Origin of the sequence: Arthrobacter globiformis, from assembly GCF_003261175.1 — a bacterium.
Lineage (GTDB): Bacteria > Actinomycetota > Actinomycetes > Actinomycetales > Micrococcaceae > Arthrobacter > Arthrobacter globiformis_A.
Window position 1 is genome coordinate 1 of record NZ_QLNP01000066.1, and the last position, 21,964, is coordinate 21,964.

20 protein-coding genes and 1 pseudogene are annotated in these 21,964 nt (G+C 66.8%); 16 read left to right on the forward strand and 5 right to left on the reverse strand.

The annotated features are described in order from the left end of the window. From DBZ45_RS23180 to DBZ45_RS08045, 6 genes and pseudogenes are all read left to right on the forward strand, one after another. Positions 1-451 (forward strand): annotated as a pseudogene (locus tag DBZ45_RS23180) (HNH endonuclease signature motif containing protein); the annotation flags it as partial. A 115-nt stretch (positions 452-566) separates the two neighbouring features. After that, complete coding sequence (locus DBZ45_RS08025; RefSeq protein WP_111903408.1) at positions 567-752, forward strand: hypothetical protein; 186 nt, start codon at positions 567-569, stop codon at positions 750-752. 173 nt (positions 753-925) lie between these two features. Further along, entirely contained in the window at positions 926-1,915 is a 990-nt protein-coding gene (locus DBZ45_RS08030) for a ComEA family DNA-binding protein (protein WP_223256983.1), read from the forward strand. Position 1,916: 1 nt separating this feature from the next. After that, a complete protein-coding gene (locus DBZ45_RS08035) occupies positions 1,917-3,863 on the forward strand; it encodes a ComEC/Rec2 family competence protein (protein WP_111903410.1) in 1,947 nt (648 codons plus the stop codon). Then, entirely contained in the window at positions 3,800-4,813 is a 1,014-nt protein-coding gene (holA, locus tag DBZ45_RS08040; RefSeq protein ID WP_111903411.1) for a DNA polymerase III subunit delta, read from the forward strand. Before DBZ45_RS08035 ends, holA begins: the two co-directional genes overlap by 64 nt. Positions 4,814-4,891: 78 nt before the next feature. Continuing rightward, a complete protein-coding gene (locus DBZ45_RS08045) occupies positions 4,892-5,938 on the forward strand; it encodes a hypothetical protein (protein ID WP_146617464.1) in 1,047 nt (348 codons plus the stop codon). 163 nt (positions 5,939-6,101) lie between these two features. On the opposite strand, the gene rpsT is transcribed toward DBZ45_RS08045, so the two are convergent. Continuing rightward, positions 6,102-6,362 (reverse strand): 30S ribosomal protein S20, encoded by a 261-nt coding sequence (gene rpsT, locus DBZ45_RS08050; protein WP_111903413.1) that lies wholly within the window; start codon positions 6,360-6,362, stop codon positions 6,102-6,104. A gap of 185 nt (positions 6,363-6,547) precedes the next feature. Further along, positions 6,548-7,093, reverse strand: a complete 546-nt coding sequence (locus DBZ45_RS08055; protein ID WP_111903414.1) for a type II toxin-antitoxin system PemK/MazF family toxin — start codon at positions 7,091-7,093, stop codon at positions 6,548-6,550. A gap of 190 nt (positions 7,094-7,283) precedes the next feature. On the opposite strand from DBZ45_RS08055, the gene lepA reads away from it, so the two are divergent. Together lepA and hemW are read left to right on the forward strand one after the other, a co-directional pair. Continuing rightward, entirely contained in the window at positions 7,284-9,137 is a 1,854-nt protein-coding gene (gene lepA / locus DBZ45_RS08060; protein ID WP_190243060.1) for a translation elongation factor 4, read from the forward strand. A 36-nt stretch (positions 9,138-9,173) separates the two neighbouring features. Beyond that, positions 9,174-10,403: a radical SAM family heme chaperone HemW gene (gene hemW / locus DBZ45_RS08065; RefSeq protein ID WP_111903416.1), complete on the forward strand. Its 1,230-nt coding sequence runs from the start codon at positions 9,174-9,176 to the stop codon at positions 10,401-10,403. A gap of 138 nt (positions 10,404-10,541) precedes the next feature. Here the strand turns inward: hemW and DBZ45_RS08070 are convergent, their stop codons facing one another. Both DBZ45_RS08070 and DBZ45_RS08075 read right to left on the reverse strand, forming a co-directional pair. After that, complete coding sequence (locus DBZ45_RS08070; RefSeq protein ID WP_111903417.1) at positions 10,542-10,961, reverse strand: DUF4870 domain-containing protein; 420 nt, start codon at positions 10,959-10,961, stop codon at positions 10,542-10,544. Between the two features lie 138 nt (positions 10,962-11,099). Then, positions 11,100-11,954 carry a DUF3097 domain-containing protein gene (locus tag DBZ45_RS08075; protein ID WP_111903446.1) on the reverse strand — a complete coding sequence of 285 codons (855 nt, stop codon included), beginning with the start codon at positions 11,952-11,954 and terminating at the stop codon, positions 11,100-11,102. A 213-nt stretch (positions 11,955-12,167) separates the two neighbouring features. On the opposite strand from DBZ45_RS08075, the gene hrcA reads away from it, so the two are divergent. The 3 genes from hrcA to DBZ45_RS08090 are packed head-to-tail and all read left to right on the forward strand — an operon-like array spanning position 12,168 to position 15,140. Next, the gene (gene hrcA / locus DBZ45_RS08080; RefSeq protein WP_111903418.1) at positions 12,168-13,181 is read left to right on the forward strand and encodes a heat-inducible transcriptional repressor HrcA; all 1,014 of its coding nucleotides are present in this window, start codon (positions 12,168-12,170) and stop codon (positions 13,179-13,181) included. 58 nt (positions 13,182-13,239) lie between these two features. Next, a complete protein-coding gene (gene dnaJ, locus DBZ45_RS08085; protein WP_111903419.1) occupies positions 13,240-14,367 on the forward strand; it encodes a molecular chaperone DnaJ in 1,128 nt (375 codons plus the stop codon). A gap of 2 nt (positions 14,368-14,369) precedes the next feature. Further along, positions 14,370-15,140: a 16S rRNA (uracil(1498)-N(3))-methyltransferase gene (locus DBZ45_RS08090; RefSeq protein ID WP_111903420.1), complete on the forward strand. Its 771-nt coding sequence runs from the start codon at positions 14,370-14,372 to the stop codon at positions 15,138-15,140. Between the two features lie 2 nt (positions 15,141-15,142). Here DBZ45_RS08090 and DBZ45_RS08095 read toward each other — a convergent pair whose 3' ends face one another. Then, positions 15,143-16,060, reverse strand: coding sequence for a GerMN domain-containing protein (locus tag DBZ45_RS08095; RefSeq protein ID WP_111903421.1), 918 nt, complete (start codon positions 16,058-16,060; stop codon positions 15,143-15,145). A 344-nt stretch (positions 16,061-16,404) separates the two neighbouring features. Between DBZ45_RS08095 and DBZ45_RS08100 the strand changes: the two genes are divergently transcribed. The 5 genes from DBZ45_RS08100 (at position 16,405) to DBZ45_RS08120 (ending at position 21,950) form a co-directional block, all read left to right on the forward strand. Further along, positions 16,405-17,505 (forward strand): PhoH family protein, encoded by a 1,101-nt coding sequence (locus tag DBZ45_RS08100; protein ID WP_111903422.1) that lies wholly within the window; start codon positions 16,405-16,407, stop codon positions 17,503-17,505. Further along, positions 17,489-17,962, forward strand: a complete 474-nt coding sequence (gene ybeY / locus DBZ45_RS08105) for an rRNA maturation RNase YbeY (RefSeq protein WP_111903423.1) — start codon at positions 17,489-17,491, stop codon at positions 17,960-17,962. The genes DBZ45_RS08100 and ybeY overlap by 17 nt, the downstream gene beginning before the upstream one ends. After that, positions 17,959-19,302, forward strand: a complete 1,344-nt coding sequence (locus DBZ45_RS08110; protein ID WP_111903424.1) for a hemolysin family protein — start codon at positions 17,959-17,961, stop codon at positions 19,300-19,302. Before ybeY ends, DBZ45_RS08110 begins: the two co-directional genes overlap by 4 nt. Next, positions 19,286-20,245, forward strand: coding sequence for a GTPase Era (era, locus tag DBZ45_RS08115; RefSeq protein ID WP_111903425.1), 960 nt, complete (start codon positions 19,286-19,288; stop codon positions 20,243-20,245). The genes DBZ45_RS08110 and era overlap by 17 nt, the downstream gene beginning before the upstream one ends. A 127-nt stretch (positions 20,246-20,372) precedes the next feature. After that, on the forward strand, positions 20,373-21,950 hold the full coding sequence (locus DBZ45_RS08120) for an LCP family protein (protein ID WP_190243061.1): 1,578 nt from the start codon (positions 20,373-20,375) through the stop codon (positions 21,948-21,950). Positions 21,951-21,964 lie beyond the last annotated feature (14 nt).

Here is a 21,964-nt window from a genome sequence, read left to right on the forward strand (position 1 = left end):
CATCCTCGCCTGGGCCGACGGCGGCGGCACAGGCGTCGCCAACCTCGGCCAACCCTGCCCCAAACACCACCGGCTGAAACACGCCACGGCCTGGCAACCGGTCGGCGCTACCCGGGACGCCCCGCCCGGCTGGATCTCGCCGACGGGCCGGTCCTACCAGGCCGAGTACCAGGACTGGGAACCACCCACCTGGCCAGAACCACCACCCGCCCAGAACTGGCGAGACCCATCACCCGGTGAGGACTGGCCAGAGCCACCGGAGCGACCCGATCCACCGAACTGGCCCGAGGAACCCGATAGCTTTGAATGGTTCGACGACTTTTCAGGGCCCGGACCTTTGGATGCCCTCGAGGACCTCGACGGGGTCGGCTGCCCGATGTCTGTCGACGGCCCTGAACCACCACTGCCTCTGGATCCCTGGCCCCACTGGGCATCATCCACAGCAGCGTAGGAACACGCCTGGCTGCACCCCGCGGCCGTTGGGGCACCCACAGCTGCCCACTTGTCATGGCTAGCAGAGCCTGCCCGCCGGTAGTACAGTCTCCCCACCGAGCAAGGAGGCTCCCATGTCCATGCAAGTCCACCACGTCGCCCAGTTGGACCGGGATGTGGCCGAGGAAGTCACGAAATGGATGAAGTACCTGAAAGGGCAGGTGACCAGCGTCCAGTTCCTCACCACCACAGTCCCCGATCCCAAGGAGCCGGAGAAGTGGCGCGTGCAATACGAGGCCTACATCACCTACCAGCGGTAGTGGCGCTATCCGCATGGCGCAATCCACATAGGGCATGACGGGACTGTCGGGAAGGCTGGCCCTTTCCTACCGTGGTGGATATGTCACGCCGGACCGCTGGAGCCTCAGCCAGCGCTCAGGCGCGCCTTGGTGAGGGGCGCCCAGGCGCGGGGCGCTCCGCGCGACGTGGCTCCGTGGGGGAGAGGGCAACAGATGGGCGGGCGGCCAGACGGCTGGCAGCCACGCTCGGGCCGCCGGCCAAGCCCGGCCTTCCCTGCGATGAAGAGAAGGATCTGTTGCCGGGCGGTGACCGCGCGGGGCTACTGGAGACGGGAACGGGAGGCGGCTTCGCCTACGGCCGGCAGGCCGGTTCCACCGGGTCTGCGGTGTCCGGCGAAGTGGCCGAACCGAGGTTCCGCTGGCGCCTGGGCATCCGTGCCGCGGCATTGATGTGCGTGCTGTCGCTGATTACCGGAGCCTTCCTTTGGTGGCAGGTGGCCGCCAACGGTCCTGTTGTCCTTCCGCTCAGCTCAGTCACCCACGACTCTGCGGGAAAAACGGTTGCCAGCACACACGGTCCGGAGGGCAACGACCCGGAGAGCAGCAGCCCGGACCATGACGGCACCGTTAACAGTGGACCGGACAGTGACCGGAAGGCCGCTGACGGCAAAGACGGAAGCGGGTCGGCGGCCGGGATCGTCGTAGTGCACGTCGCCGGAGCGGTGAAGAAGGCCGGTGTGGTCCGGCTACCGCGGGGAAGCAGGCTACATGAGGCCGTCGCCGCCGCCGGGGGCGCCAGCCCCGAGGGCGATCTCGACCGACTCAACCTCGCCTCGCCACTGGAAGACGGCCAGAAAATCTATGTACCGGGCCGCGGCGAGCCAGCATCGGATGGCACGTCCGGTGCCGCGCAAGCGGACAAATCCGGAGCGTTAGGAGCGGGCGCTGCCGAAGCCGATGGAACCGGAGGGCCTGCGGGCGGCGGTGCCGGCGGCAAGATTAACCTCAACACCGCCACCGTGGAAGAACTCGGTGAGCTGCCGAGGGTCGGCCCGGTGCTGGCCCAGCGCATCGTCGACTGGCGCACGCAGCAGGGCCCCTTCAAGTCACCGGAGGAACTGGACGCCGTCGACGGAGTCGGCCCCAAAATGCTGGAAACGTTGCTTCCGCTGGTGACCGTCTGACATGGATAGCAGGAACGAACGCGTGCCCAGCCGGTGGCAGCGCTATGTCCAGGCGGCCGTGGATTTCCCAAGGCTCGACTCCACACAGGGTGGAAATCTCTCCGGCGATTCCCCCGCTGCTGATTCCCTGCCGTCACAGCCTCCGGACTGGCCCCGTCCCGCGAGTGCCCTCAGCCGGAAGGTGCGCGCTGACATCCGCCGTCGTCTGCTGCCGGACGGACAGGACGTGGCCGCAACCGAACCGAACCGGCGCCGGACCGACCTTCGCCTTGCCCCGGCCGCACTGCTGGTGTGGGCAGCCACCGTCGCCGGGCCGTGGCTGACGCCGGGCATCCTCCTGATTGTGTGGGGCAGCCTCGCCGCGTCCGCCGGAGTGCTGCTCGCCGCGCTTCTGCGGAGGAAGAAAACCGCAGGACGCTGGCGGCGCAGTTTCCTGACCACCCTGACGGCAGCACTCATGCTTGCCGCGGCATCGACTGCCCATTCGGCTGTGTCGTCGTCCCAGCGCCACGACGAGCAGGTGTCAGAACTCATCGCCGCGGGTGCATCAGCGGTGGCGGAAGCCGAAATCACCGGGGCGCCCCGTGCCCTCAAGACGCCCGGCCCCTCCGGGCGCGCCGAACGCTGGTCGGTGGCCGCGGCGGTCCGGACCCTGACGTCCGGCGGCCAGGTGATGCACGCGCATCTGCCGGTGGTCATCATCGGCGGCCAGGAGTGGCAGCACACCGGCACCGGCCAGTTGCTCCGGGTCAGCGGAAAGCTCCGGCCTCCGGACCCGGGCCGGGTGGAGGCGGCGATCCTGACGGCGTCATCACCGCCCGTCCAGCTCGCAGCATCAGAAAATTGGCAGCAGGCGCCTGCCGCCTTGGGCAAACGGTTCGCCTCAGCCGCTGCGTGGCTGGCCCCCGACGCGAGGGGCCTCCTCCCGGGCATGGTCACGGGCGACACCGGCGGCCTGAGCGAGGAGCTCGAGACGGCCATGAAAAGCGTGGGCCTGACTCACCTGACAGCCGTGTCCGGCGCCAACTGCAGCCTGATACTCGGCGCTCTGCTGTTGGCGGCACGCTCGTTGCGCCTGGCCAGACTTCCGGCCGCAGCCATCGCCCTCGCAGGCCTCGGCTTGTTCGTCCTCATGGTTGGTCCCGACGCGAGCGTGCTCAGGGCATCGCTGATGGGTGCGATTGCTTTGGCATCCCTGGCAGGCGGCCGGGCCGGCCGCGGATTGAGCTTCCTATGCCTGGCCGTGATTGCGTTGCTGCTTGTGGCGCCGGAACTGGGTGTCAGCTTTGGCTTCCTGCTCTCGGTCCTGGCCACCCTCGGGATCATTGTGCTGGGCCGCCGCATCATGGGCTGGTTCCCGCCGAGCGTACCGCGCTGGGCGGCGGCAGCTGTTGCTGTTCCCCTGTCGGCCCAAGTGCTGTGCGGCCCCGTCATTGTGGTGCTGCAGCCACAATTTGCCACCTACTCGCTGCTGGCCAACGTGCTTGTTGCCCCACTCGTGGCACCCGTCACCATCCTGGGCACCGCGGCCGTGGCGCTCCTGCCCCTCGTGCCATGGCTGGCGGCGGCACTGATCGGCGTGGCCGGGTTCTTTGCCGGTGGTGTGGCAGCCATCGCGCGGTTCATGGCTGGTCTTCCGGGTTCCGCGCCGCCCTGGCCGGAGGGCGTGTTCGGGTTGCTGACCATGCTGCTGTTCTCCGCTGTGACTTTGCTCGCCGTGTGGACGGCTGCTCATCCCGCCCGGACCGTCCAGATGGTCTTGACGGCGCACGCCGGCACCGTCCGCCTCCTTGACCTGCTGCCGGTAGCATCGTCTCGCCGCGGCGGCCCGCGCGACCATGGGAGACTTAGAGTCTGCAATCTGAACTCCGGGAGGAATCACCAGTGGCCGCTGCCCAGCAACGACCGAAGACGCCGGCAGCCAACTCGGCGACCTGGCGGGACGTAACCCCTGCGGCCGTCGTCCTGATCACGGGTCCCGAGGAGTACCTCGGCATCCGGGCGATGGACCGTGTCCGGACACAGGTACGGGCGGCCTCACCTGACGTGGAAGTCACCAGGCTCGGCGCCGGCGTGTACGAGGCCGGGGCACTGGCCATGAATGTCAGCCCGTCACTGTTCGGTGAGAACAAGCTGATCGAGGTGGACGGCCTCGAATCGATGAACGATGCCTTCCTGACGGATGCTTTGAGGTACCTCAAGCACGTGGAACAGGACGCTGTCCTCGTGCTCCGGCACGCAGGCGGAACCCGCGGGAAGAAGCTCCTCGATGCCGTGAAGGCCGGGGGTTGGCCGAGCGTCGACTGCCAGCCGATGAAGAAGGATGCGGAAAAGACCGCCTTTGTCACGGCGGAGTTCAAGGCTGGCGGCAGGCGGATCACCCCGGAGGCAGTCCAGTCGCTTGTCAATGCCGTCGGCGCCAACCTGTCTGAACTGGCCGCCGCGTGCAGCCAGCTCATTGCCGACGCCTCCACTGCCGTCGATGCTGACATGGTCGACCGCTACTACGGCGGAAGGGTGGAGGCCACGGCGTTCAAGGTGGCCGACGCCGCCATGGCAGGCAATGGTCCTGTTGCCCTGTCCACACTCCGGCACGCGCTGGCAACGGGCGCCGATCCGGTACCGCTGGTGGCGGCCCTGGCAGCCAAGCTGCGGACCGTCGCCAAGGTCGCCGGCGCCAAAGGATCATCGGCACAGATCGCCAAGCAGCTGGGCATGCAGCCGTGGCTGGTGGAGCAGGCGCAGCGCGACGTCCGGCGGTGGACGCCGGAGGGCCTGGCCCGGTCTATCCAGGTCACTGCCGAAGCCGATGCCCAGGTCAAAGGACTTTCCCGTGATCCGGTTTACGCGGTCGAACACGCAGTCACGGTCATTGCTTCCGCGGCCCGCGGCCGTTAGCGCTTCCGTGGCTTTGCAGGCCCGCACCAGCCTGTAGACCGGGCTGAGCTTGTAGGCTCGGGGTCAAGGGGGTGCGGTGTGACTGGTGATCTGTTGAGCGGTCCGCGAGGGCGCCAGTTCTGCCTGGGCGTTCTCACGGCAACACAACCGGAAATTGGGACCCTGGCTGCCAGAGCGGCGTCATCTCCCCAGGATCATGGGCTTGCCAGTGAACTGACCGAGGCGCTCCGCAGTCCGGCGACCGTATCGGCTGCTGAATCAGCTAGTGGCCAGGCGCTGCTGGCAGGCCTTACCGAGGCGGCCGACACCGCGCGGTACTGGCAGCCGCCTGATGAAACCGACGCCCTCCTCGCACAGCCCGCCATCCGGTTGGCTTTGGGCCCGGTCGCCCTTGCCCTGGCTGATGCCCTAGCCGTGTGGTGGGGCCCCGGGTTCCTGGACCGGGACCGCCAGTGCTTCGTGCAGTGGACTGACGAACGAAAAGGTCAGCCGCCGGTTCCAGACGGGGCAGCCAGCATGCTGGCCAATTGGAAGGTGGCCGCCCTCGCCGACGAACGCCAGGCTGCCAAACGGCCGGACAGCCCCGCCGCGAACTGGGGCGGCTGGTGGTGGTCCACGCCTAGACCATCCGAGCTGCTCAGCACCTCCAGAAGCCTGCCGGATCTCGGCGCCATTGGTCTCCTGTTGGTCGAGGACAGCCTCGGATGGAAGCAGGCAACCGTCTGGCCGCTCGTCCCGCGGCCGGACGCCCGCCTCTACGAAATCGATGGCCCGGCGGCGTGGGCCGCGCTGGCGGCTCGGTATCCACTGGACGTCAGCCTCTCCAAACGCCACGGCTGGTGGCGGACCACAGGGATCGCCGGTTCCTGGCTGGTTCCGGATTGGTCTGCTGTTGCTGCCGATTACGACGGCGTCCATCTCACCCTCTGGGGATACCTCACGACCGCCGGGCGCGGGGTGGCCGCGCGGCCGTCCGCCGGATCGTCAGTTGCAGTGCTTGAGCGGACGGTGCTGGCGGGCTGGAATCCCGACGAGACCTACTGGCTCAACGACGTCCTCACGCCGGGCGCCGCGCCCTCGGACTGGCGCACCGACGGGTCCGGTCGGTGGTCAAGACTGACTTGATCCAGACAGGAGTGGTCAGGAGAAGCGGTCAGCCTCAGCAGCCGGCCCCGGGGGCCGGAAGTCGAGTCGCGCCGTCGGAAGTCCCGGCGTCGGAAGTTAAAAGAGAAGTGGCCGGCACCAATGGTGCCGGCCACAAGCATCAGTTCAGTTGAACTGGAAAACCTTAGAGTGCGTTGACCTTCTTGGAGATCGCCGACTTGCGGTTTGCAGCGTTGTTCTTGTGCAGAACACCCTTGCTGACAGCCTTGTCCAGCTTACGGCTGGCAGAAACGAGCGCAGTAGTAGCAGCGTCCTTGTCGGAGGACTCAACAGCGGTGTTGACGGCGCGGATGGCCGTCTTCAGCTCGGACTTGACTGCGTTGTTGCGCAGGCGAGCCTTTTCGTTGGTCAGGATGCGCTTCTTCTGGGACTTGATATTTGCCACGTGTGAACTCTCTTTGTAATGCGGAAATGGTCTAGAGGGCTTTCAAGCTGGCCTTGACTGAGCGGCGTGGGGATACCTATGGCGGCCAGCCATCAGTGACCGTCGACCTGCACGGACACACAGCTATAAATATTAGCAGGCCGGGGCCACGTGTGGCCATTCCGGGTGCGGACGGCGCGCCGCAGTCATGTCCAGCCGTGCAGCCGACGCAACTCGTCGGCCACCAGCCTGAACTTCTTCCGGTCCAGCACCGACCCCTCGCGCCGGATGTCGGCCGGATGGATCTGCAGGACGCGGTCCAGCTTTGCCTCGCTGGGGCGGCCCTGCCTGTCCCACGTCCCTGTGCCGATATCCACGTAGTCACGGCGGCCGCGGGGGTGGCCGTCGTGTTCCTTGCTTGTCAGCATCAGACCCAGCAGGTACCTCCCGTGGCTGCCAACCAGGAGAACCGGCCGGTCCTTGCCCCGCGAATGGTCCTCTTCGAAGGGAACCCACGTCCACACGATCTCGCCGGGGTCCGGGCGCCCGTCCGGGGAGGGGGAGTACTGCAGCGTCGCCGTCCCGGTGAAGTCGCCCGGGTAAGTACCTGTGACGCCGGCCGCGAGCCGCGGCGCGTTTCCGGACCTGCCCCGCGCGGGCGCCGGCGTTCGGACCGCCGGTTGCCTCAGCACGCCGAGGAAACGGAGCGATGCGCGGACGGCGCCGCTGATGGAGGAGAAGTTCAAAGCCATGCCGCCACCCTACCCGCGCCTACCCGCGCCGCTTTCGGGGTTGCCGGACCTCAGGGTGCGAGGGCGGCGCAAAATGTACTGCCCACGCCCGGGACGTGGGAGACTAGAGGTTCAGATATGCGGCAGGCAGCAGGATGGCCAGAGTTCAGCCTGAGCAACGCCGCTGAAATGCCAACAGTAAGGACCCTGCGTGTCTCCCATGGCCCGCACCGCCCCGGTGCCCGCCGCGACAGATCCGGCCATTATTCGGAATTTCTGCATCATCGCGCACATTGACCACGGTAAGTCCACCCTGGCCGACCGCATGCTGCAGTCCACCGGAGTGGTGCAGGCACGCGACATGAAGGCCCAGTACCTGGACCGCATGGACATCGAACGCGAGCGCGGCATCACCATCAAGTCGCAGGCTGTCCGCATGCCCTGGGAATTCGACGGCGTGAGCTACGCCCTGAACATGATCGACACCCCGGGCCACGTGGACTTCACCTACGAGGTGTCGCGTTCCCTCGCAGCCTGCGAAGGTGCCGTTCTGCTGGTGGACGCCGCGCAGGGCATCGAGGCCCAGACGCTGGCGAACCTGTATCTGGCGATGGAAAACGACCTCACCATCATCCCTGTCCTGAACAAGATCGACCTGCCGGCCGCCCAGCCGGAGAAGTACGCGGCCGAGCTGGCCAGCCTGATCGGCGGCGATCCCGAAGACGTGCTGCTGGTCTCCGGCAAGACCGGCGTCGGCGTGGAAGCGCTGCTGGACAAGATCGTGCGCGACCTGCCCGCACCCGTCGGCAACCCCGACGCGCCTGCCCGGGCCATGATTTTCGACTCCGTCTACGACACCTACCGCGGCGTGGTCACCTACGTCCGTGTGGTGGACGGCATGCTGCACCCGCGTGAGCGCATCCAGATGATGTCCACCAAGGCCAGCCACGAGCTCCTGGAAATCGGCGTCAGCTCCCCGGAGCCGACACCCTCCAAGGGTCTCGGCGTCGGCGAGGTGGGCTACCTCATCACCGGCGTGAAGGACGTCCGCCAGTCGAAGGTGGGCGACACCGTCACCAACCTCGCCAAGCCTGCCGCGGAATCACTGAGCGGCTACGCGGATCCCAAGCCGATGGTCTTCTCAGGCCTCTACCCGCTGGACGGCACCGACTACCCGGTGCTGCGTGACGCCCTGGACAAGCTCAAGCTGAACGACGCGGCCCTGATCTATGAACCGGAAACCTCCGCGGCCCTCGGCTTCGGCTTCCGGGTGGGCTTCTTGGGCCTCCTGCACCTGGAGATCGTCCGGGAGCGGCTTGAACGCGAATTCAACCTGGACCTGATCTCCACCGCCCCCAACGTGGTCTACGAGGTCACGCTCGAGGACAAGAACGTGATCACTGTGACGAACCCGAGCGAGTTCCCCTCCGGGAAGATCAACGAGGTCCGCGAGCCCATGGTGGCCGCGACAATCCTCGCCCCCAACGAGTTCGTCGGCGCCATCATGGAGCTCTGCCAGGGCCGCCGCGGCGTCATGCGCGGTATGGACTACCTGTCCGAGGACCGGGTGGAGCTGCGGTACTGGATGCCGCTGGCCGAGATCGTCTTCGACTTCTTCGACCTGCTCAAGTCCAAGACGCGCGGCTACGCCTCACTGGACTGGAAGGCCGACGGCGAACAGGTCGCCGACCTGGTCAAGGTGGACATCCTGCTCCAGGGCGAGCAGGTGGACGCCTTCAGCGCCATCACCCACAAGGACAAGGCTTACGCCTACGGCGTGATGATGACCGGCAAGCTGCGCGAGCTTATTCCGCGCCAGCAGTTCGAAGTGCCGATCCAGGCGGCCATCGGGTCCCGGATCATCGCCCGTGAGTCCATCCGCGCCATCCGCAAGGACGTTCTCGCCAAGTGCTACGGCGGCGACATTTCCCGTAAGCGCAAACTGCTGGAAAAGCAGAAGGAAGGCAAGAAGCGCATGAAGATGGTGGGGCGCGTGGAAGTGCCGCAGGAAGCCTTCATCGCAGCCCTGACCACTGACGAATCCAAGGACAAGGCCAAGAAGTAGTGATGACCGTGGCCGGAACTTCCGGAGGCCGCACCCGTGCCTAGCGTTCTTCCCCTGGGCGACCCCGCGCCGTCGGACGGCCTGCTGCCGCCACAGGCGGCGGACGGTGCAGGCGCCCGGGCCTTCGGACTATACGTGCACATCCCGTTCTGCGCGGTCCGCTGCGGTTACTGCGACTTCAACACCTACACCGCAACCGAGCTCGGCGGCGGCGCGTCCCAGGACGCGTACGCCTCCACCGCCATCTCGGAAGTGGACTTGGCCGCGCGGGTCCTTGAGCAGTCGGGGGTGCCCGCCCGCAAGCTGAGCACCGTGTTTTTCGGCGGCGGCACGCCCACGCTCCTGCCCGCCGAGGACCTGGCCAGAATCCTCCGTGCCGCCATAGACACGTGGGGGATCGAACCCGGCGCCGAGGTGACCACTGAGGCCAACCCGGACTCCGTCACGCCGGAATCCCTGCAACTGCTTGCCGACGCGGGCTTCACCCGGGTCTCCTTCGGCATGCAGTCCGCCGTGCCCCATGTACTGAAGGTCCTCGACCGCACCCACACCCCGAGCCGTGTTCCGCTCGTGGTGCAGTGGGCGCGCGACGCCGGGCTGGCCGTCAGCCTGGACCTGATCTATGGAACACCGGGGGAGTCCCTCGAGGACTGGCGCTTTTCGCTCGAGACCGCCCTGTCGTACCAGCCGGACCACATCAGCGCCTACGCGCTGATCATTGAGGACGGCACCAAGCTCGCCGCCCAGATCCGCCGCGGTGAAGTTCCGGAAATCGACGACGACGACCATGCCGACAAGTACGAACTCGCCGACAAGATGATCTCCGATGCCGGCCTGCACTGGTACGAGGTCAGCAACTGGTCCGCGACGCCGGAGCAGGCGTGCCGCCACAACCTCGCTTACTGGCGCGGGGACGATTGGTGGGGCATCGGCCCTGGCGCGCACTCGCACGTGGGCGGGGTGCGCTGGTGGAACGTCAAGCATCCCACCGCCTATGCCGGACGGCTCGGCTCAGGCGTCTCGCCGGCGGCAGGACGCGAAACGCTCGACGCCGAAACCCGGGGCGTCGAAAAGGTCATGCTGGAAGCCCGGCTTTCCGCGGGGCTCGAAACCGCTGCCCTCTCGCCGGCCGGCAGGAACGCCGTGGCCGGGCTGATCGCCGACGGCCTCGTGATGCCGGAGGAGGCGTTCCGAGGCCGCCTGGTCCTTACTCTGAAGGGCCGGCTGCTGGCGGATGCCGTGGTCCGCAGGATCCTGCCGGACTAGCCGCGACAACAGATAAAGCAACGCGAGGTCACTTGCAGCCCAATCCGCCAAGGATATTGGGCTGTAAGTCCCCACCCGCACCCTAACCTCGCAAGCTCGGCCAGGGAACCCTGCGGGCGTGGGCCCAACGCACATTCGCTACTTGATCCAGCGGAGGTTGTACGGGTACCGGTGCGGCTGGCCCTTGTTGACGTGGACTCCGGCGGACACTGCGAAGCAGGTCAGCGCAATCCAGATGAGAGTGGCCAGGACGGCGAACAGGTTGCCGACGACCGGAAGCAGCACTAGGAGGTTGGCCACGAAGGCCGCAATCGTCGGCGGCAGCGTGAAGTTGAGGGCTTCCTTGGACTCCTGCGCCGTGAACGGGCCGCGGTCGCGGAAGATGAGGTAAATCAGCAGGGCCGGAACACAGCCGAGAATGCCGCCGAAGTGCGCCAGGGTGGCCCACTGCCGGTCCTCGCTGGCGGTCAGCGGAAGCGCATTGGCCGGAACGCCATGGTACTGGGGCAGGTCCTGGCCGGACTGTGTGTCCCTGCGGTCGCGAGCGTCTTGTGCCACGGTGTCTTCCTTAAGCTTGCGTTGGTGCGATAGTGCCTTGGCGCCGGGCCGCGGTGCGGTGCCGCCGTACCAAGGATACCGGCCCGTAGGGGCAATAGCGGGCGGAACGCCGAATCGCGGGGAGCGTAGCTATGGAAATTAGGGCACTGTTAGGAAATCGATGACCTCTTCCACCCGGCCCAGCAGGGCAGGCTCAAGGTCGGCGTAGGTGCGCACGGCGCCGAGGAGTTTCTGCCAGCCGAGGCCGATGTCCTCCTTGGTCTCGTGCGGCCAGCCGAAGGCGGTGAGGATGCCGGTCTTCCAGTCCGTGCCGCGCGGCACCACTGGCCACTGTGGAATGCCCAGCACTGACGGGCGGATCGCCTGCCACACGTCGACGTACGGGTGTCCCACGATCAGCACGTTCCCGGCCGCGCCGGGGGACGCCATCACGGCGTCGGCGATCCTGGATTCCTTGGAATTCGGGACCAGATGGTCCACCAGGACGCCCAGCCTGCGGCCGGGGCCGGGGCGGAAGGAGGCAACGGCCGCAGCCAGGTCATCGATGCCGTGCAGGGGCTCGACGACGATGCCCTCCACCCGGAGGTCGTCGCCCCAGACTTTTTCCACGAGTTCCGCATCGTGCTTGCCTTCGACCCAGATCCGGCTGGCCTTGGCCACCTGGGCGCGCTGCCCTTCCACCCGCACCGAACCCGACGCCGTCCGTCCGGCCGTGCCCGATCCTGCGGGCTTCGCCTTGGGCGCCGGAGGCATCAGGCGGATCGGCTGGCCGTCCAGGAGGAATCCGAAGCCCAGCTTGAAGGACCGGGACTTTCCGCGGCGGTCTTCGAGCGCCACGATGTGCATGCCGCCGGATTTCTCCACCCGGGTCACTGCGCCCACCCAGCCCGACTGGACGTCCTCGAGCACCATGCCGCGCTCCACGGGGACCTCGGGCAGGCTCTTTTTGGCGGGCGTTGTCATGTCCTGCGGGCCCCAGGTCTGGTACTGCATTTCGTTCACCGCTCTGCACTAGGAAGGAGCCGCTCCGGCCGCGGGCATGCCGCCGGGGGACAGGCGCCCGGAATTTCGCCCGGAGCGGTACCAATGCTAACAACGGGGCGACTCATATTAGACTTGTTAGCACTTAGGCATGTCGAGTGCTAACGACAGCGTTGACGGGCGGGAAAAACGCCCGGCGCGGTTACGGCCAAAAGGAGGTGGACTGTGAGCGAACCACGGAAGCTTGAGGTGCTGCGCGCCATCGTGGAGGACTATGTCCATTCCCGCGAGCCTGTCGGCTCCAAGGCCCTGGTGGAACGGCACCATCTGGGCGTTTCCAGCGCCACCATCCGCAACGACATGGCGGCTCTGGAGGACGAGGGCCTCATCACGGCCCCGCACACCAGTGCAGGGAGGATTCCCACGGACAAGGGTTACCGCCTGTTCGTCGACCAGATCTCGGCGGTCAAGCCGCTCTCGCCGGCGGAGAAGCGCGCCATCCAGACCCTGCTCGAGGGGTCCGAGGACCTCGACGACGTCCTGGACCGGACGGCGCGGCTCCTGTCCCAGCTGACCAACCAGGTCGCCGTCGTGCAGTACCCGCACCTGAGCCGGGCCGTGGTCCGGCACATTGAATTCGTGCTGCTGGCGCCGCGGAAGGTGCTGATCGTGCTGATCGCCGACTCCGGCAAAGTGGACCAGCGCGTCGTCGACGCCGGACAGGACCTGTCAGACGAGACGCTGGCCGCCCTGCGCACCCGGTTCCTGACCGGTGTGGCCGGAACGCCGGTGGCCATCCTTCCCCAGCACCTGGCCGCCGTCGTGGCCGGCTGCACGCCCGCCGAGCGCCCCGTAGCCACGGCCCTGGGCAAGGGACTGGAGGGCCTCGCCCACAACAGCCGGGAAGACCGCATGGTCCTGGCCGGAACGGCCAACCTGGCGCGGTCCAACGTGGACTTCCCGCTGAGCATCGGACCTGTCCTTGAGGCCCTTGAGGAGCAGGTGGTGATGCTGCGGCTCCTGAGCGACATGGCGCAGGACCCGCGCGGCGTGGCCGTCAGCATCGGCCGGGAAAACCCCTACGACGGGCTGGCCGAGGCGTCGGTCGTGGCCACGGGCTACGGCCCCGACGCCAGCGCCAAGGTGGGCATCCTGGGCCCTACCCGGATGGACTATCCCACCACCATGGCCGCCGTGCGCGCGGTGGCCCGCTATCTTTCGAGGATTCTGGGCCCGTGACCGCACGCCCCGGACATCCTTTGACCACAGACAGTACAACCAGGAAGAGATACGAACTTTGAGCAGCCACTACGACGTTCTTGGAGTCTCCGCGGAAGCCACCGGCGAGGAGATTAAAAAGGCCTACCGCAAGCTGGCCCGCTCGCTTCACCCGGACGTCAACCCCGGGGAAGACGCCGCCGAACGGTTCAAGGCCGTCACCCACGCCTATGAGGTGCTGTCCGATCCGCAGAAGCGCAGGGTCTACGACACCACCGGCAACGAGAACGGCACGGACAACGGCTTTGGCGGCGGCGGTTATGCCGGCCAGGGCTTCGCGTTCCAGGACATCTTCGACACCTTCTTCGGCGCCGGCGGCACCTCCGGGCCCGCGTCCCGCGTCCGCCGCGGCCAGGACGCGCTCATCAGCGTGCGGATCGACCTGCGCGATGCCGTGTTCGGTGTCAACAAGAAGCTGGAAGTGGACACGGCCGTCACCTGCCCCACCTGCGAAGGGTCCTGCTGCCGCGAGGGCAGCCACCCCGAACGCTGTGACATCTGCGGCGGCAGTGGCCAGGTGCAGCGGGCGGTCCGTTCCATCCTCGGCCAGGTCATGACCGCCGCCCCCTGCGGCTCGTGCGAGGGTTTCGGCACCGTCATCAAGGACCCCTGCAACGAGTGCAGCGGCCAGGGCCGCATCCGCAGCCGCCGCTCCCTGACCATCAAGGTCCCGGCCGGTGTGGCCACCGGCACGCGGATCCAGCTCTCCGGACAGGGCGAGGCCGGGCCCGCGGGCGGACCGTCCGGCGACCTCTATGTGGAAATCCGCGTCAACAACGACCCCACATATGTCCGCGAGGGCGACGATCTCCACGCGACCCTGAACATTCCCATGACCGCCGCTGCCCTCGGCACGGAAGTGAGCCTGGAAACCTTCGACGGCAAGCAGGAGATCGACGTCAAGGCGGGCACGCAGTCCGGCGAGATCATCACCCTCCGCGGCCTCGGCGTCACCCACCTGCGCGGCTACGGCCGCGGCGACCTCAAGGTTCACCTGCAGGTGGAGACACCGTCCAAGCTTGACCCCGCCCAGGAGGACCTGCTCCGGCAGCTGGCCAAGCTCCGCGGAGAGCAGTTCTCCGAGGGAAAGCTCGCAGCCGGCGGCGGCGTCTTCGCCAAGCTGCGGGACCGCCTCGGTAACCTGTAGCGGTGAGCAACCCCGTATTCTTTGCCCCGGCCGGCGCGCTGGACGGCACTGTTCCCGGTTCGCTGTTCGTCCTGGACGGTGCCGAGGCGCGGCACGCGGTCACGGTGAAGCGCCTGGCAGTGGGGGAGCTGGTTGACATAGCCGACGGCGCCGGCAAACGCATCACCGGAACGGTGACGGAAGCTGCCCCCGCCGAGCTGACGGTGGAATGCACTTCCGTCAGTGCGGAACCGCGGCCGGACATCCGCCTCGTTCTGGTGCAGGCCCTCGCCAAGGGTGACCGGGACGAGTTGGCGATCGAAACAGCCACTGAGCTGGGCATCGACGCGGTAATTCCGTGGCAGTCGGAACGCTCCATCGTCCGCTGGAAGGGTGACCGGGCAGCCAAGGCGCACGGCAAATGGCAGTCCGCCGTCACGGCCGCTGCCAAGCAGGCGCGCCGCGCCTGGATCCCCGAGGTGAGGCCCGCCGTCGACACCCAGGCGCTGGCCAGGGAAGTGGCGGAAGCCGGCCTTGCCGTGATTCTGCACGAAGACGCGGTGACGCCGCTGCGGCGGGTCCTTGGCAAGTGGTCGGAGGAGCGCCGGGAGGCGTCGGACCCCGGCGAGGTGCTCCTCATCGTTGGTCCCGAAGGGGGCATTAGCCCCCGTGAGGTCACCAGGCTGTGCAGCGCCGGGGCGGTCACGGCGCTGCTGGGACCGCACGTCCTGCGGTCATCGACGGCGGGACCGGCCGGCGTCGTGGTGGCCAGCGACGTCCTGGGCCGTTGGTAACGTTAGCGGACCGTGAAACCGCGTGAGTCCACGTTGAGTTCGTCCTCGGGCTTGCCCGGGCCGATCTGGGAGACGCGCACCTCATAGTTGCCGGGCGCAAGGTTGACGGTGATGCCGAAGACCCCGGACGCGGCGGGATCAGCTGCGGCAACGACTTCCCCGGTCAGGTAGCTTTCCTTGTCGCCGTTGTCCTGGACCTTGAGGATGCGCCAGTGGAGTTTGCCGTTGGGAACGGTGCTTCGTCCGGCGATCTTGACCCGTCCGTCACCGACTTCGGTGCCCTGTTGCGGATCGATGATCCACACCGGTGCCACCATTCCGGCGCTGCGGGACGTGGGCGCACCGAGCTTCACGTGCTTGAACGCCAGGTAATCGGTGTGCCCGTCCACCAGGATCACCACCTCGATCTGCTGGCCGGAGTCGATCAGGCCTGAGCTGGCCCCTGCGGCCGTTGCGGTGTACACCAGTTGCTGGATGGCCCGCTGGGCCATGTCGGCGTCGAGGTTGCTGTTGAAGGCATCCGCGGAAACGTCCACGGTAATGACATTGGTGCCCGAGATTGATGTCGCCAGGTTCTTGGGGTTCTGCCACGGCGTGAAGAAGTCCGGATCCAGCGGCGTCTCCGACATCATGGCCCGCAGGGCGCGCGTGATCGGGTTCTCATCGTCAGGAACGTCGCGGAACTCGCGGTACAAGAAGACGTTGCTGTTGCTTCGCCCGATCCAGTAAACGGGCGCCTTGTTCGAGGACTGCGTTGTTTCCAGCGGCGCGCTGGTGGTGGGAACGCCGTCGGTGCCGGCGGCCCGGCGGGAAGAGGAGGTCGGAGAGTTGGCGGACGTCACGGCGGGGTCGGGATCGGCAATGCATCCGGACAGCAGCAGGGCAGCCGGAAGTAGCCCGGACAGCAGCACGGAGCGAATCCGCGGTACTTTCCGGCCCGGAGTTCCTGGCTGACTGATGCTGGCGATCCCTTCGAATGAGCAGTGCTTGCGGGCACGCCGGACCGTTGCCGGCGGGCTCCTTTTCCAGCATTACACGAGACTTTGGGGCACGCCGTGCCTTTCGGGGCAGGCGGCCGAACTGCAACGGGAACGATATGAGGCCGATACAAAGTTGATATCTAATTGCGGGAACGCGTTACAAAATGGCGGTCGGCCGTGACCTTCCCGGACGGCAGGCCAAGGCGTGCGCTGGCGTAAGATGTAGAGACACAAATGAGTTATTTTTCCGAACCGGAGGGAACTTAAGGCCCCAGGCCGTCACCATGACTGAATCAGCAAACGGAAAGCGCCGCCTCAATACGGGGGACCGCACAACGGGCGAATTCCCCCATACTCTCCCCGGTGTCCGGACGGAGGTGGTCATCTTCGATAACTCTGATCAGATGGTTCAGTCGCTGGGCAGCCACGACGAGGCCCTCCGCTTCATCGAGGACCAGTTCCCGGCCGTCAGTTTCCACGTCCGCGGCAACGAACTCTCCATCAACGGACCCGCGGCCGATGTGCCGCGGATCATGCGCCTGCTCCACGAAGTCCGTGGGCTCGTGGCCCGCGGCACGGTGATCACCCCGGCCGTCCTCCAGCAACTGGTCGCGCTGCTCCGCAGCCAGTCCCTGCAGAATCCGGTCGAGGTGCTGACCCATGACATCCTGTCCAGCCGCGGCAAGACCATCCGGCCCAAGACACTGAACCAGAAGAACTATGTGGACGCTATCGACGCGAACACGGTGATCTTCGGGATCGGTCCCGCCGGCACCGGCAAGACCTACCTGGCGGTGGCCAAGGCGGTGCAGGCCCTGCAGCAGAAGGAAGTCAGCCGGATCATCCTCACCCGTCCCGCCGTCGAGGCGGGCGAACGGCTGGGGTTCCTCCCCGGCACGCTCAGCGACAAGATCGACCCGTACCTGCGGCCGCTCTATGACGCGCTGCACGACATGATGGACCCCGAGTCCATTCCCCGGCTCATGGCGGCCGGAACCATCGAAGTCGCTCCGCTGGCCTATATGAGGGGCCGGACGCTAAACGATGCCTTCATCATCCTTGACGAGGCACAGAACACCACGCCGGAACAGATGAAGATGTTCCTGACCCGCCTCGGCTTCGGCTCCAAGATGGTGGTCACCGGCGACGTCACGCAGGTGGACCTTCCGTTCGGAACCCGCTCCGGCCTGCGCATCGTCGAGGAGATCCTCAGCGGAATCGACGACGTCAGCTTCTCCGTACTGGACGCCGCCGACGTCGTCCGCCACCGCCTGGTGGGGGACATCGTCAACGCCTACGGCATCTGGGATGAAGCACAACGCAACCGGGTCAAGCATTCCGTTCCCCGGGAACGACGGGAGAGCACGCATGAGCATCGAAGTTAACAACGAATCCGGCATCCAGGTGGACGAGCCCCGGCTGGTGGCATTGGCGCGCTTCATCTTCGAGCAGCTGTACATCCATCCGCAGGCGGAACTGTCCATCCTGCTGGTGGACGAGCCGGCCATGGAGAAGCTGCACATCGAGCTCATGGATGAGCCGGGAGCCACCGACGTGCTCTCGGTCCCCATGGATGAGCTGACCCCGGGAACCCCGGACAAGCCCACCCCGCAGGGGATGCTTGGTGACATCGCAATTTGTCCCCAGGTGGCCGAAATCCAAGCGCGCAACGCCGGGCACTCCACGCAGGACGAGATGCTGCTGCTGGCCACGCACGGAATCCTCCACCTGCTCGGCTATGACCATGCCGAACCGGAGGAGAAGGCAGAAATGTTCGGCCTGCAGCGCGAACTGCTGACGGCATTCACCGGCAAAGAAGCACCGGCCGAGACCACCCAGTGACCTCCCTGCTCCTTGTCTGCATGGCGCTGGCGTTTCTCGGTGCAGCAGCGCTGCTGACTGCTGCCGAGGCGGCGTTCAGCTTTCTTCCGCGCCACGACGCCGAGCAGGCCGTGCAGGGGAGCCGCGGGCGGGCGTTGCGGAGGATCCTGGATCAGCCGATGACGCACATGCGTGCCCTGCGTTTCTGGCGGATCTGGTTCGAGACGGCCTCGGCGGTTGCCGTGGCTGTACTCCTCTACAGCCTGCTGGACAACGTCTGGCTGGCCGGCCTGGCCGCGACAGGCATCATGGCGGTCCTCGGCTTTGTGCTGGTGGGCGTCTCGCCGCGCCAGCTGGGCCGCTCCCATCCGGCCGCCGTGGCGCAGTATTCGGCGTCGCTGGTCCGGTTCCTGGCCTGGATACTCGGCCCGATCCCCGCCTGGCTTGTCCGGCTGGGCAGTGCCGTGGCCCCGGGTTCGCCCAACGGTGACGACTCCTACTTCAGCGAGGAGGAGTTCCGCGAACTGGTTGACCGCGCCACCGAGTCGGACATGATCGAGGACAACGAGGCAGAACTTATCCAGTCCGTCTTCGAGTTCGGCGACACCCTGGTCCGCGCCGTCATGGTGCCGCGGACTGACATCCTGACCATCGACGCCGGTTCAAGCCTGCACAGCGCGATGGCATTGTTCCTGCGGTCGGGGTATTCCAGGATTCCCGTCATCGGCGAAAACACAGACCAGATCCTGGGCATCATCTACCTCAAGGACGTGGCCGCCGCCATCCACGGCATGGATCCGGAGGCCGAACCGCCCGTGGTGGACGTGCTGGCCCGCGAGGTCCGCTACGTGCCGGATTCCAAGCCGGTGAGCGATCTCCTCCGGGAACTCCAGAAAGAATCCACGCACGTGGCCATCGTCATCGACGAGTACGGCGGGACGGCCGGGCTGGTGACGCTGGAGGACCTCATCGAAGAGCTCGTCGGCGAAATCGTGGATGAATACGATTCGGAGAGCGCCGCCGTCGTCGATCTCGGCGACGGCACGTACCGGGTGAGCGCCCGGATGGGCATCGACGACCTCGGTGAGCTGTTCGGCATCGAACTGGACGACGACGAGGTGGACACCGTGGGCGGCCTGCTGGCCAAGGCCCTCGGCCGGGTCCCGATCGTGGGCAGTGCCGTGGACATCGACGGCGTCTCGCTGCGTGCCGAGCGGCTTGAGGGCCGCCGGAACCGCGTCAGCCACATCATTGCGGGCGCCGCGCCGAAAGGGCCCGTTCCAAACAATACTGACCTTGAAGAACTTCTCGACGAGGCCGAATCAATGCAACAGGGAGTTCCACGTGAGCAAGCAGAATAAGGCCGACGCCGGCGAACCGTTCGGCGGGTACCATGCCGGATTCTCGGTGCTGGTGGGCCGGCCCAACGCCGGCAAGTCCACCCTCACCAACGCGCTGGTGGGCAAAAAGGTGGCCATCACGTCCGCCAAGCCGCAGACTACGCGGCACACCATCCGCGGAATCGTCCACCGCGAGAACGCTCAGCTGATCCTCGTGGACACCCCCGGCCTGCACCGGCCCCGCACCCTGCTGGGCAAGCGTCTTAACGACCTCGTTGCCGACACGCTCTCAGAGGTGGACGCGATCGGGTTCTGCATCCCGGCGAACGAGAAGATCGGCCCCGGTGACAAGTTCATCGCCGCGCAGCTCGCCGCCGTGGGGCGCAAGCCGGTGATTGCCCTCGTCACCAAGGCTGACCTGGTGGACCGGCAGGCCCTGACGGAGCAGCTGCTGGCCGTCGCCGAGCTCGGCAGGGAAGTGCTGGGCGAGGAAGGCTGGAAGGACATCGTTCCGGTCTCGGCCGCCGACGGGTTCCAGGTGGGCACGGTGGCGGACGTCCTGATCAGCCACATGCCGCCGTCGCCGCCGCTCTATCCGGACGGCGAGCTGACCGATGAGCCGGAGGCCGTCATGGTGGCCGAACTTATCCGCGAGGCTGCGCTGGAGGGCGTGCGCGACGAGCTGCCGCACTCACTGGCCGTGGTGGTGGAGGAGATCGTTCCCCGCGAGGGCCGGACCGAGGACAACCCGCTCCTCGACGTCCGGGTCAACCTCTACGTGGAGCGCCCATCCCAGAAGGCCATCATTATCGGCAAGGGCGGAAGCCGTCTGCGGGAGGTCGGCACCAACGCACGGAAGGGCATCGAGGCGCTCCTGGGCACCCGCATCTACCTCGACCTCCATGTCAAGGTGGCCAAGGACTGGCAGCGCGACCCCAAGCAGCTGGTGAAGCTCGGGTTCTGACCCGCCGACGCCGGCGCGCCAACGTTAACGCCTGCGCGCCGGGCCGCGAACGCCGGATGTCCGGCGTTTTCCCAGAAACGGCTACTAAAATAGGCCGGATCCCATTTTTTCGAGGAAGGTACACCCTGTGGTGCGACGCCGCGACAACCGCGCCCAAGGACCGGGCACACCCGCCCGGTCCGAGCCAGCTGCCCGGCATGCCGAGGACGCCCGGCTGGGCGCTGCCCGGCACCTGAACGTCCGCCACATGCCCACGTGGCTCAAGGTGACCACCGCCGTGGTCGCCGTGGTCCTGGCTGGCGGCCTCGCCTTTGCCGGCTACTGGTACTTCAGGCTGCAGTCCAACATCTCCACCGCCGCGCTCGGCGCCGGAAGTAGCCGGACCGACGCCACGGACGATGCCACCGGCAGGCTGCAGATCCTGATCCTGGGGTCCGACACCCGCGACGGCAAGAACTCGAATTACGGCAGTACCGAGGATTCCACCGGCTACGGCAATTCCGACGTCATGATGCTCATGGACATCTCGGAGGACAACAAGCGGGTCAACGTGATCAGCTTCCCGCGCGACCTGCTGGTGGACATCCCCAAGTGCACGGACCAGAAGACCGGCAAGCAGTACCCGGCCCGCAGCGGCATCATGATCAACGAAGCCATGAAAGAGGCCGGCATCGGCTGCGCCGTGGACACGGTCAACAAGCTGACGGGCATGGAGATTGACCACTTCATGATGGCTGACTTCAACGCCGTCAAAGAACTGTCGAATGCCGTGGGCGGCGTCGAGGTGTGCATCAGCGACGCCGTCTACGACCCCGACTCCCGGCTGAAGCTGCCCAAGGGCACCTCCCAGGTGCAGGGCGAACAGGCCCTCGCCTTCCTCCGCACCCGCCATGCGTTCGCCGACGGCGGCGACCTCGGCCGCATCAGAGCCCAGCAGGGCTTCCTGTCCTCCCTGACCCGCAAGATCAAGGATGACGGCACCCTCTCCAACCCGGCGAAGCTCCTGAACATCGCCGACGTCATCACCAAGAACCTCACCGTCGACGACGGCCTCGCCTCGGTACCGGCGATGGTCACCATCGGCAACCGGCTGAAGACGATCGACGTCGGCAAGGTTGCCTTTGTGGCGACACCGACCGTCCCTGCGGCCAGCGATCCCAACCGGCTCGAAGCGGCGCAGCCGGCCGCCTCGCAGCTGTTCGCCGCTCTGAGGAAGGACGTCGACCTGACCGACCCGGACGGGAAGGAAACCCCGTCGCCGTCGGCCACGCCCAAGCCTTCGGCGAGCTCCACGCCGTCGGCCGCGCCCAAGCCTACAGCGGCGGCGCCGTATGACAAGACGCTGCAGCCCATCACCGTGGCAAACGGAACCGGTTCGCCCACCCGGACCCAGGAAATCGTTGACGTCGTGGTGGCCGGCGGCTTCACCCAGGTAGGGCAGCTGGAGGCCGACACGACGGCAAAGACAATGGTGTACTACGGACCTGAGTTCGCGGACGTCGCCGCCGACGTGGCGGCCCTGTTCGGTATTCCGGCCGCCCAGGTGGCGCCCTCGTCCGGCGTCGCGGGCGTGCAGCTGTACCTCGGTTCCGACTTCCCGTCCGGAACGAAGTTCGGCAAGACCACCGTTCCCAAGGACATCGTCAACCAGACAGCCAGCGACACCGTCTGCCAGCAGGCAAACCCCGAGCTGATCGTGCGCTAGCTGACCGCGCGCTA

Bases quoted from the DNA above. Each gene is read 5' to 3' on its own strand.
- DBZ45_RS08100 (WP_111903422.1), top strand. From the start codon at position 16,405: ATGACTGAATCAGCAAACGGAAAGCGCCGCCTCAATACGGGGGACCGC.
- DBZ45_RS08075 (WP_111903446.1), bottom strand. From the start codon at position 11,954: ATGCAGTACCAGACCTGGGGCCCGCAGGACATGACAACGCCCGCCAAA.
- ybeY (WP_111903423.1), top strand. From the start codon at position 17,489: ATGAGCATCGAAGTTAACAACGAATCCGGCATCCAGGTGGACGAGCCC.
- DBZ45_RS08055 (WP_111903414.1), bottom strand. From the start codon at position 7,093: ATGGCTTTGAACTTCTCCTCCATCAGCGGCGCCGTCCGCGCATCGCTC.
- DBZ45_RS08035 (WP_111903410.1), top strand. From the start codon at position 1,917: ATGGATAGCAGGAACGAACGCGTGCCCAGCCGGTGGCAGCGCTATGTC.
- DBZ45_RS08025 (WP_111903408.1), top strand. From the start codon at position 567: ATGTCCATGCAAGTCCACCACGTCGCCCAGTTGGACCGGGATGTGGCC.